The 10960-nt window shown below is 62.5% G+C and carries 4 protein-coding genes and 1 pseudogene; 4 read left to right on the top strand and 1 reads right to left on the bottom strand.

All coding sequences use genetic code 11. The features are described 5' to 3' along the window. Positions 1 to 4868, bottom strand: a 4868-nt coding sequence (locus EOA38_RS15825) for an alpha-2-macroglobulin family protein (RefSeq protein WP_127299631.1), incomplete at its 3' end; no start/stop codon positions are given. Positions 4869 to 5586: 718 nt separating this feature from the next. On the opposite strand from EOA38_RS15825, the gene EOA38_RS15820 reads away from it, so the two are divergent. The 4 genes and pseudogenes from EOA38_RS15820 to EOA38_RS15800 form a co-directional block, all read left to right on the top strand. Then, positions 5587 to 6447, top strand: a complete 861-nt coding sequence (locus EOA38_RS15820) for a DUF4747 family protein (RefSeq protein ID WP_127299630.1) — start codon at positions 5587 to 5589, stop codon at positions 6445 to 6447. Positions 6448 to 6463: 16 nt separating this feature from the next. Then, the gene (locus EOA38_RS15815) at positions 6464 to 6940 is read left to right on the top strand and encodes a hypothetical protein (RefSeq protein WP_127299629.1); all 477 of its coding nucleotides are present in this window, start codon (positions 6464 to 6466) and stop codon (positions 6938 to 6940) included. A 639-nt stretch (positions 6941 to 7579) separates the two neighbouring features. Then, positions 7580 to 9508 carry an autotransporter assembly complex family protein gene (locus EOA38_RS15805; protein WP_126093012.1) on the top strand — a complete coding sequence of 643 codons (1929 nt, stop codon included), beginning with the start codon at positions 7580 to 7582 and terminating at the stop codon, positions 9506 to 9508. A gap of 2 nt (positions 9509 to 9510) precedes the next feature. Continuing rightward, a pseudogene (locus EOA38_RS15800) lies at positions 9511 to 10960 on the top strand (translocation/assembly module TamB); the annotation flags it as partial.

The following is a 10960-nucleotide window of genomic DNA, read 5'->3' as shown; positions in this document are numbered from 1 at the left end:
TTCAGCGCCCGCGCGGCGAGCAGCATCCAGGATTCGTCCTGCGTGCTCGTCCAGCGGGCGTCGGCACGCTCCCGGCCCACAAGCCGGATCAACTGCGGCACGATGCTCGGCACCGGCTTCGATTCCGCCGCCAGCGCCAGCATCGCCGCGCCATCGCGGAGCGGCGAGCCGTAGTCCGAGCGATAATAATCGTACTCGGTGCTCGCCTTTGCCAGCCGCAGCGCCGTCTGGAAGGTCGCTTCCGAACGCTGCGTGTCGCCATAGAGCGCAAGGCTCGCCGCCAGTTGCGCGACCGCCATCGGGCTGGAGAAGGCTTCGAGCTGCGTGTCGGCGTAGTAGCGCAGATCGCCGATCGAGGCCTTCTTGTTGCGGGCGAGAACATAGAGCGCGTAAGCGATCTCGCTGCCGCGATCCTGGACGTCCTGGTCGTAGCCCAGCGAGTTCTGCAGGTTGTTCAGCGCCTGGTTCATCGCCTGCGCCGGCACGTCGTATTTCTGCTCGCGCGCCCGGGTCAGGAACTCGCTGACATAGGCGTCGAGCCAGAGATCGCCGGAGCCGGGACCCCAAAGGCCGAAGCTGCCGCTGTAGGCCTGGTAGCTCAGCACCTTGTAGACGGCGTCCTGGATGCGGCCGTGCAGCTCGGGATCGCTCTCCATGCCGATGCTGGTGGCCATGTCGTTGACATAGAGCAGCGGCATGGCGCGGCTGGTGGTCTGCTCGGCGCAGCCATAGGGGTAGCGGTCGAGGCTCATCAGAAGCGAAGGCACGTCAAAGGCAGCTGCCTGGGAGATGCCGACGCTGACCGAAGCGCCGTCGAGAACGCTTGCGGCGAGCAGCTCCTTGTCGACGCGAAGCGCGCCGCCATTGGGTTTCAGGTCGACCACCATGCGGTTGGTGACCGGAAGCTGCGCCGGGCGCACCGGCAGATAGAGCGTCTGCTCGACCTCGGTCCCACTGTCATGCGCGAGCTTGACGGTGATCGAAGCATCGCCCGCCGTTCGCGCGATCAGTGGGAACGAGAGCGTCTGCCGTTTGCCCTGGGTCAGCGTCAGCTTCTCGGGCAGGGGCTTGTCGCCGGTCGACAGATCGCCGGTGGTGGCGACCGAGAGCTTGTAGTCGCCGGCAGGCCCGTCCGTGTCGGCGATGTCGAGCCGCATCGTCGCGGCATCGCCGGGCGCCAGGAAGCGCGGCAGGCCGGCGGTGATCACCACCGGATCGCGCACGATGACATCGGTCTCGGCGTGGCCGACCGCTTCCTTGGTCCAGGCGACGGCCATGACGCGCACCGTGCCGTTGAACTGCGGGATGTCGAAATCGACCCGCGCCTTGCCGTCGGCGTCGAGCTCAACCGGGCCAGAGAAGAAGGCGACCAGCTTTTCGGTCGGCGGGCTGCCTTGCGACTGCATGTTGGCGCCATCACCGCCGGTCCGCAATTTGCCGGTGGTGCCGAGCGAGCCGTCGATCAGGCGGCCGTAGAGGTCGCGGATTTCAAGCCCCAGCATGCGCTGGCCGAAGAACCAGTCCTCTGGATCGGGCGCCTTGTAGTTGGTGAGGTTGAGGATGCCGACATCGACGGCCGCGACCATCACATAGGCATTGCTGCCGGGTTGCGCGCCGTTGACGGCGACCGGGATCGACAGCTGCTGGCGCGGCGCGGTCTTTTCAGGCGTCAGCGTGACGGCAAGCTTCTTCGAGCCGGGATCGACGGTCAGCCATTTGACGCCGATGGCGCGGGCCGGCATGCGCGATTGCTCAGCATCGCCCGGCCGGAACAGCGTCGCCGTGACATAAGCGCCGGCGCCCCAGTCGTCGCCGACCGGAATGTCGACGGTGCTGCCGCCGGCCGGCACCGAGGCGGTGACGGTCTTCAACAGCTTCTCGGCACCGATGGTGACGAGCAGTTCGCCGGCAAAATGCGGCGAGACCTTCAGCTTGGCGACCTCGCCGGCGGCATAAGTATCCTTGTCGAGGGCAATCTCCAGGCCGTCCGGCGTTTCGGTGGTGGTCGAGGCGACATACCAGCCGGCGTCGAACTCGTAGCTTGTCGCCGGGCCGTCCGGATCGGCCGTCTCGACTTCGAGCCGGTAGCGGCCCCAGTCGACGGGAAGCGATACGGTTGCGTCACCCTCGGCGTTGAGGTCGATCTGGCCGTTGGCGACGGCCTTGGTGAGGTTCACCGCTTCATAGTTCCAGGAATTGTTGGAGCGGTACCATTGGTAATTGCGCTCGACCTTGACCAGCGACCACTGCGCGCCTTTCAGTTCCTCGCGCTTGCCGTTCGGATCGACGGCGATGATGCTGAACTTCGCCGTTCCGCCTTGCGGCACCTCGCCGCCTTCGAAATCAGGGCGGATGCCGATCATGTCCTTCTCAGGATGGACGGCGATGTCGAGCGAGCGCTCGACGGCGCGGCCTCCGGCTTCGCGCATGCGCACGGTGACCTTGGCGTTGACCAGCTTGGTGGTCGAGGGCAGTTGGTCGATCGAAACCGGGAAGGTCGCCTTGCCGTCGTCGCCGACAAGGGGAAGGTTGGCTAAAGGCGTCACCGTCGGTTCGGCCGACTGCTCGTCTGCGAGGCCGAAGGTGAAGTCCTTGAACCGGTCCCAACTGCTCGTGGTCGACAACGTCATCTCGCCTTCGAGCGCGAGGCCGGCGGCCGGCGCGCCGTAGAGGAAACGGCCGTCGACGCTGACATTGGCGGTCTCGTCCTGGGCGATCTCCTTCTTGTCGGCCGTCAGGTCGAACTCGATGCGATCCGGCACGAAATCCTCGACCAGGAACATCTGGCTCGCCACCGGCGCCTGCTTGGGGTCGGTAAAGATCGACACCGTCCAGGTGCCGCGCATGGCGTTGGGCTCGAGCGGCAGGTCCACCGCATGGCCGCCGGCGGAGGTGCCGTCGCTGACGACGCGGCGGTTCTCGACGCCGTCGGGACGGGTGAAGATGAAGGTCAGCGGCAGGTTCTCGACCGCCTTGGCGGCGCCGTCGCGGGCAAGGGCGGCGACATGCACATCCTCGCCGGCGCGGTAGATGCCGCGCTCGGTCCAGGCATAGACGTCGAGCGCGCCGGGCGCGGCGCGCCCCGCAACGCCGCGGTCCGACAGGTCGAAGCCGGCGCGGCCCATGTCGAGGAAGACGAAGTCGTTGTCGCCCTGCTTGGCCATCAGCACGGCCGGCACCATGCCACCTTCGCCGCGGGTGAGGCCAGGGTTGAAGACCGCGTGGCCCTCGGCGTCGGATGTCGCCGTGCCGAGGATCTCGTTGTTCTTTGCAAGCAGCGTCAGTTCGGCGCCGGCGATCGGCTTGGCGGAGCCGAGCGAACGGGCAAACACGTTGAGGCCGTCCTGGCCGGTGTAGGTGGACAAGCCGATGTCGGAAACGACGAACCACTGGGTGGCGCGTGAGTTGTAGTCGTCGCTCTTGTCGTCGACCGGCTGCGCGGTCAGCACATAGACGCCAGGCTTGCGCTGCGGGATCGCCTCGTCCACCGGGAAGGAGGTGGTGACCTCCTTGTTGAGGTCGTTGGCGATGTCCAGCGTGCCTTCCCAGACGGGCTCGCCCATCTGGTCGGAAATGGTGGAAATGTCATAGCCGTCGAGCTGATGCAGGAACTGATAGCCGGACAGAAGCTGCGCCAGCGACCGGTCGCCGATGCGATAGAGCTTCATCTTGGCGGCGTTCATGTTGACGGTGACGACCGGAATGCCGCGGCGGGCGCCGGCCGGCAGCACGAAGCTGTCGCCGGTGAAACGGGCGGACGGGGCGCGGTCCTGGACATAGATCGACAGCACGACCGGGGCGGCGATGGTCTCGCCGATCGCGGCCGGCAGGCCGGCACGGAAGGTCACGTCATAATGCTGGCCGTGTTCCAGTCCTTCGACGCAGATCTGCTTGTCCTTGGCCTCGACGGCCTTGGGCGCGGCATTGTCGACGGTGACGAACTGCGAATAGTCGACGCCGGTCTTGACCAGTTCCTCGGAAAACTGGGCGCAGATGCGCGGCGAAGAGGAATCGGCATCAACCGTGTGTTCGATAACGCGGAAACCCTTTCGCGCCTTGAGGTCGGCATAGTCGGCCTGCACGGCGGGCGAGTTCACCAGCGCAAGGCTTGCCTCATAGGCCTGGATGGCCGGCCGGAAGAGGTCGCGCTTGTCGAGGCCGGCGGCAAGCAGGGCCAGCGCCTCGGCGCGGGTCTTTGCGGTGCGCACCAGCTTATAGGCGTTGAAGGCGGCCGAGGTGACGTTTGCCGGCAAGGTCGATGGCTCCGAGGTGTTCGAAGCCGGCTGCACGCCGAGCGTTTCGCGCGCCAGCGCCAGCCAGAGCGCGCCGTCGTCCGGCAGGACGAACAGCGCGGCCTGGTATTTCTGCATGGCGAGACGATGGTCGCCGGTCAGCGCCGCCTGCTCGGCCGCGGCCTGGAGCGCTGCCAGCCCTTCAGTGGGCTTGTCATAGGCCGGATCGGTCAGCTTGTTGCGGAACTGCTGGGCCTGGTCGGCCATCCAGTTGGGGAAGAAGGCAAGCGCAGGCGGGGCGCCGATATCGGGGTCGCCATCGACATTGGCGATCTTGCCGGCGACGGCGCCGCTGAACGGTTTCAACTGGTTATAGTCGGATTTGAGAAAGCACCATTTGGCCTTGGTGTTGTAGGTGAAGGCGCGGCAGGCAGGGTCGCCGAGGCATGTAGTCTTGCACTGGTCGAGGCTGACATTCTGGTCCGACCTCAGGTCGAAGCCGAAATAGTCGGAATTGTCGGTCGTCACGATTCGCCGGGCTTCGGCCGCAAGTGCCGCGCCGCCCGATGCGAGGAAGATGGGGGCGAAAAAGATAAGGAGAAGGAAAGAGAGACCACGAGCCGCGCGCATTGCCATATCACCCTCCCGACATTGCAGCGTCCGGGCATGATCAAGCATCAAGCGGGCTTGTCAACGCCGGAACGCGGCAGGTTTTCAACCGGCCAACGGTTTCCATTCCGGCCAAAGGCCGGTATTTCGACAGAACCTCTATGAGATGGATCACACATTCTTGCGAAGGTGCAAAAGGTGTGAATTCCAAGCCCGGTCCATTTCAGACAATTGGATTGTGGCCCCTCGAAGGCGGTTTTCAAAAAAATCAAAGACTTGTGGATGAGGTTCCCAGCCGGATTTCCCGCTTTGTTCCGGGGGTTCCCAAAACGGATGTATACCGTTCGAACATGTAAGCTAATTTAGCGTTTGTCCGGCCGGCGCACCCTGAGAATCGTTTGGTGATGCCAATATCTGTTGAATGAACTGGGCCGTGTGTGGCGCTATTCGCAAGCGAGCGCAGACGCGAGCGGTGCGGCTGAGACCGGAATCGTCCCCTTCGACCGAAAGCGTTGCGAGAGAGAGGTGGAGCACGCCGTTAACAACGCGTAGCTCCGTCACCAAGTCAGCGTAGACGGGGCGAATGTTATCTGGGTCGACTATCTCAACCGAGATCGAGTCCGTCAGTTTGATACGTGGCGCGTCCGACATTTCCATTGCTCCATATCTGTTTGCGAAAAGTCTTATATCGAGTCGCCACTTCTCCGGAATCGTGCTTTAAACGCGCAATTCTTGGAGGGGTAAAATGGCGGAAGAGAATAGGATTCTTGAATTTTGCGTTCTGAATGTGTCGGCAAGCCCGCATCCTGCTGGGGTCTATGTCGACATTCTCAATAGGGCCGCGCGCCACCCGGTAAATTTCTGGGGCGACTTGTTTGCAACTATATCCGAACCGACCTTGATCGAACCGGGTTTCTATCGAGGCGGATTGTTTGTTTGGACCGAAATCGACAAAACGGAACCGGCGATAAACAAGGCAAAACTGGAGGAAATACCCTTCCGGAATCTTGATTTGGATATTCCGGATGACATCGGGTTTAATGGCCGAGTTTTCCAATACATCTTGCGCGAGCGCGATCACGCACTATTTCTTGAGACAAGGAACGACTTCAACAAGCGCATATCACCAACGCGCGCCCGGACGATTTTTAGCCTTCTTTTTGATCCTGACATTCAGGGGCTGGAAGCGCCGCTTGTTGAGGTTACAGTTATTCCTGAAGAGGATGCTCTCAAGAGAATCCTCGCCATACCGAAACTGAAACGGCTTCACATCCACATCGTGCGGCCAAACGCTGATGGCATTAGCCCTCAAGGCATTCTCGACAAGCTGGTCAACCAGGGCGCAAAAAGCCAAGATATCGTTTTGGTGGCCGCGCCGGGACCGGAAGGCCTGAAGCCTAATGAAGAGACAACAACCCAAGCCGAAGTCGGCTCATATGACGGATACGTTGAAGGTGCAGGAACCGAGGAAGATGGCGAAAGCGTCAGCCTTAGCACAAAGCAGCATCCGCGTGTCATCAGGCGCGTCCTCGGCGAGCTGGGGTCAGCGTTTGATGAGGCGCTTGCCGTTGCCCGTGAGACGGTTCTTAGACTCACCGGCCAGTAAGGCATTCCGCATTTATTTGGAACTTTACGGGCGCAGCAAAGCGCTGCTCACGTCACCGTATCTTTATGTCGCCGCCGCTATCGCCGGCGGCCTCTTTCCAATCTGGCTTGCCGAGTCCGGCGGCTCCAAGACGTGGCCGCAATTGGCAATCGACATCCTGCCGAGCATGATAGGGTTTTCGATGGGAGGCATGGCTATCATGCTCGCCTTTTCGAATGCAAAGATCTTCAAGACGATTGCCGAGGATGGCGATCCGAAGTCGTATTTTATGACCATCATCGCCAATTTCTTCCACTTCATCCTAGCCCAAACGCTAGGTATGATAATCGCACTCTTCGCTAGCGCATATCCGAACAACATCCTCTCGTTTTTCGGGTTTTGGGCACTTGTCTATGCCATGCTGGTCGGTGTTGCGACTGCGGGCCAGTTGCTAATGACAGCGCAGATTTTCAATGCGACGGCTTCCATCATCAAGGACGATGATAATGGCTAATCGGACCGAGGAACGTTTCGGCCAGTTGCTCCATGCAATGGCTACCAAGCCCGCTCTCACCGTGCCGGGCGCGGGAACGATTGCAACAAGATGTCAAGCATCAAGTGGGATGCTATGAGGTGATCGGCATGTCGAAAACTTGTGCAAACATGCGCGAGTGCGAGACAAGATAGCGCAACACTACGGGAAGCGGATGGTACAGTTTTCGCTACCCTTGCCCTCACGACCGCCATACAAGTAGGGCTACTTTTCCACCGGCTTTCCGCCGCCTTTCTGGCGATCTCGGCGCGCCGTTCCGATGTCATGTTCTCGGCGTGCTTTTTCCCGCCCTTCGCGCCGAGCGCCTTGGCGGCGGGACTTTGCCGTCGTCAACCGGCATTGTCGGCGGGGCGCTTCTGGCCTTCAGGTCCGGTATTCATTTACGCTGTCCTTGCTGATACGAGTGCTCGGGGCGAGTGGCTGGATGATGCGCCGCGTTTGAAGTTTGTGGCGGCCAGCATCGGTGTTGGAAGGTCGAAATGTGAGCCTTTGGGAACCCGCCCTGCAAGCCATTGACATCGCTTGTAAAAAGACTGAGGCCCCTTTACGAGCGTTTCAGAACTTCATTCCAATTTTAGTTTTGTCGACTAGGTTGAGTTAATGCCGGCGTGTGAAACGCAGATGTCAGGAGGGATCGCGCCAGGGCGCGGGCTTCCGCGCGTCCTGCTTTTGGCGTTTTTCTGCTCGGCCATGCTCGCCGGCGGAGCCCGGCCGGCGGCCGCCTTCGAGATATTCGGCATCAAGCTCTGGGGTTCATCCAAGGACGAGGACGCAGATATCGTCGATCCGCTGCGCTATTCGGTGACCATCGATGCGCCGGACGCCGACAAGGATCTGGTCGAGAAGCTCGAGAACGCCTCGGCGCTCAAAAACGACGAGGAACATCCGGTGTCGGGGTCGCTCGGCCTGATGGCAAAGGCGCGCAGCGACCGCGAGCAGCTCGTTGCCGCCCTTTACGCCGACGCCCGCTACGAAGGCGTCGTCACCATCACCATCCAGGGCAAGTCCATAGACGAACTGCCGCCGGACGCCGAATTCACGGGGCCGCAGCCCATCCCGGTGGTGGTCAGCATCGCCGCCGGGCCGAAATTCACGCTGGGCGACATCAGGCTGAAAGGCGACGCGGCCGGCCTGGCGAGCGCCGATTTCGGCTTGATCGCGGGCGGTGATGCCGGATCGGGAGCCGTGCTCAAGGGTGAGGCGGCAATCGTACGGGCGCTTAAGGAAGAGGGCAGGCCGCTCGCCAAGGTGACGGATCGCGAGATCGTCGCCGATCACGCAACCTCGACGCTCGACGTCACGCTGACCGTGGCGGCCGGCCCTGTCGCCGGCTATGGCGACACCATTGTCGAGGGCACGGAGAAGGTCGATCGCGACTTCACCGAATACATGACCGGTCTCAAGCGGGGTCAGCAATATTCGCCGCAAGAGATTGACGATGCTCGTGATCGGCTGCTCGGGCTCGAGGTTTTCAACAGCGTGACCATCAAGGAAGGCGACAGCCTCGATGGCCAGGGCAATATTCCGATCGACGTGCAGGTCAGCGAGCGCAAGCCGCGCTTTTTCGGCATTGGCGGGACATTTTCCAATACGGAAGGGCTGGGGCTCGAAGGCTATTGGGGCCATCGCAACCTATTCGGCCAGGCGGAGAAGCTGCGCATCGACGGCTCCATCAGCGGCATCGGCAGCAACAGCTTTTCCGCGCTGAACTACAATGCCGGCGTCATGTTCGAGAAACCGGGCGTGCTCGGGCCGACATCGAAGTTCTTCACCGGCATCAAGACGGTGTTCGAACACCCTGATGCCTATGACCATTTCTCGGTCAAGGGCAACATCGGCGTCTCCTACGACCTCGACAAGAGGCAGAGGGTCTCGGCGGAGTTCGCGCTCGACTATTCGCGGATCACCGACACCTTCGGCAAGCACACCTATCTGATCGCCAGTGTTCCGCTGCAATATGTCTATGACAGCCGCGACAACAAGCTCAATCCGACCAGGGGTTTCCGGGCGCTGGCCTATGCCGAGCCAAGCTACGATATCCTGAACGGTGCGACCTTCCTCAAGCTGAAAGGCGAAGGCTCCGCCTACCAGTCGCTCGACACGGCGAGCAAATTCGTTCTCGCCGAACGCGCCACGCTCGGGTCCATCGTCGGCACCGGCCTGCAGAATGTCCCGGCCGACCGGCGCTTCTATTCCGGCGGCGGCGGCTCGGTGCGCGGCTATGCCTATCAGGGCATCGGCCCGAAGGACATCGACGGCCAGCCGATCGGCGGCCTGTCCTTCTTCGAGACCTCGGTCGAGATGCGCATTGCCATCACCGACACGATCGGCATCGTGCCTTTCGTCGATGCCGGCACGGTCTCGACGAAATCCTTTCCCGATTTCTCGGACGTCAAGGTCGGCGCCGGCGTCGGCTTGCGCTATCTTACGCCATTCGGACCGCTGCGCATCGATGCCGCCGTGCCGCTCAACCGCGATCCGAGCGATCCGCATTTCGGCATCTATGCCGGCATCGGCCAGGCGTTCTGACGATGAAGATCTTCTGGCGCATCCTTCGCATTTGCCTCTACGCGCTGCTCCTGCTGCTGGTGGCGGTGATTGGCGCGCTCGTCGTGTTGACCGGCACTGAAGGCGGCCGGCAAAATCTCGCCGGCCTGATTTCAAAAATGGCCTCGACCGAGGATCGCAAGGTCACCGTCAGCGGCATCGAAGGCATCTGGTCCGGCGCGCTGCGGCTGGATCACGTCGTGCTGGAGGATCGCGCCGGGCCTTGGCTGGTGGCGCGCAAGGTGGCGCTCGACTGGTCGCCGACGGCGCTCTTGTCACGCAATTTCAACGCCGACCGCATCGGAGCCGAGCGCATCGAGCTGGCGCGGCTGCCGCAAGCCAGCCAACAGCCGTCGCAAGGCGGCTCGACCAGCCTGCCGGTCTCGATCGACGTCAGAGAGATCGACCTGCCGGAGATCGCGCTCGGGCAGCAGCTCGCGGGCAGCGGCATTGCCGAACTTGCCGCCAAGGGCTCGCTCAAGGCCGACCCATCGCCGCTGGCGGTCGAGACTGTGCTCAACGTCGCCCGCCACGACGGCAAGCAGGGCAATGTCGACGCCAAGATCCATTTCGCGCCGGCCGACAACAAGCTCGACCTCGATCTCAAGGCGTCGGAGCCAGCGGGCGGCATCATCGCCAACCTGCTCAAGCTGCCTGATGCGCCACCCGTCGACATCGTCGTTTCCGGAACCGGGCCACTCGCCAATTGGAACGGCGTCGGCACCTTCGTCGTCGACCGCAAGATCGTCACCCAGCTTACCGGTCGCCACCAGTTGAGCGACAAGGGGCACTATATAGAAGCCAAGGGCGACGGCGAATTCGAGCGCTTCCTGCCGGAAAAGTTCAAGTCGCTCTTTGCAGGCAAGACGAGCTTCGACGTCGCCGGCACCGCCACCAACGCTGGCGGGGTCGATATCGAGCATGCCACCATAGAGAGCGGCGCCGTGCATGGCACGGCCACCGGCAATGTCGACCCGAAGGGCGCCAGCGACCTCGCCGTCGAGCTTTCGGCCAAGGACAAGCCTGTCACGATCGATGTCGGCAACAGCGCGGTGCCGATCCTGGTCGCGGTCGAGAAGGCGACCGCCCGCGCCTTTGGCGACGGCAAGGCGCCGATGGTCGATATCGGCACGTCGCTGGCCTCGATCGCCGTCGGCGGCACGCAGCTCAACAATGTGACGGGACAAATCCATTCCGACGGCTTCGATGTCGAGAATCGCAGCGGCCCGGTCAGCGTGAAGCTCGCCGCCGCTGGCCTGAAGACCGACGTGGCGACGCTGGCGCCGTTGGTGACGGGCACGCTGGCGGCCGATCTTTCCGGTTCGATCAGCCGCGATAACGTCACCATCGACAAGGGCACGCTGCGCAGCGACGCGCTCAATGCTGCGCTGACGGCCGGTGTCTCGCTCGCCGATCTGTCGATGACGCTGAAGA

Origin of the sequence: Mesorhizobium sp. M1E.F.Ca.ET.041.01.1.1 (assembly GCF_003997355.1) — a bacterium.
Classification (GTDB): domain Bacteria; phylum Pseudomonadota; class Alphaproteobacteria; order Rhizobiales; family Rhizobiaceae; genus Mesorhizobium.
This window is presented reverse-complemented; position numbering and strand designations above follow the sequence as displayed.

Bases quoted from the DNA above. Each gene is read 5' to 3' on its own strand.
- EOA38_RS15805 (WP_126093012.1), top strand. From the start codon at position 7,580: ATGCCGGCGTGTGAAACGCAGATGTCAGGAGGGATCGCGCCAGGGCGC.
- EOA38_RS15820 (WP_127299630.1), top strand. From the start codon at position 5,587: ATGGCGGAAGAGAATAGGATTCTTGAATTTTGCGTTCTGAATGTGTCG.